The following is a 306-nucleotide window of genomic DNA, read 5'->3' on the forward strand; positions in this document are numbered from 1 at the left end:
ACGGGATGGTTCAAGCCTGTTCACGTCAAGAGCATCGGCAGCCAAAGGGCGCGGACGCTGGCCGCGGCTCGCAAGCATATCGTCCGCTCCATCGCTGCCACAGAGCAAGTCATCCGCGGGCTTCTGCGTCCGCTCGGTCTCAAAGTCGGAATCGTCTCGCGGACTCTGTTCGCGACGCGAGTTCGTGAGTTGGTCGGCGATGACGCCTTGCTGGAGGCGATCATGAATCCACTGCTTGCCGGACGCGAAGCGCTAATGCGGGAGTACGCCCGACTGCATCGTCTGGTTCTGAAGGCCGTGCGCAGT

At 62.4% G+C, this 306-nt stretch carries 1 pseudogene; it reads left to right on the forward strand.

Going from position 1 to position 306, the window contains the following annotated elements:
- Positions 1-306: pseudogene (locus XI09_RS08320) on the forward strand (IS110 family transposase); the annotation flags it as partial.

Source organism: Bradyrhizobium sp. CCBAU 11386 (assembly GCF_028128955.1).
Classification (GTDB): Bacteria; Pseudomonadota; Alphaproteobacteria; order Rhizobiales; family Xanthobacteraceae; genus Bradyrhizobium.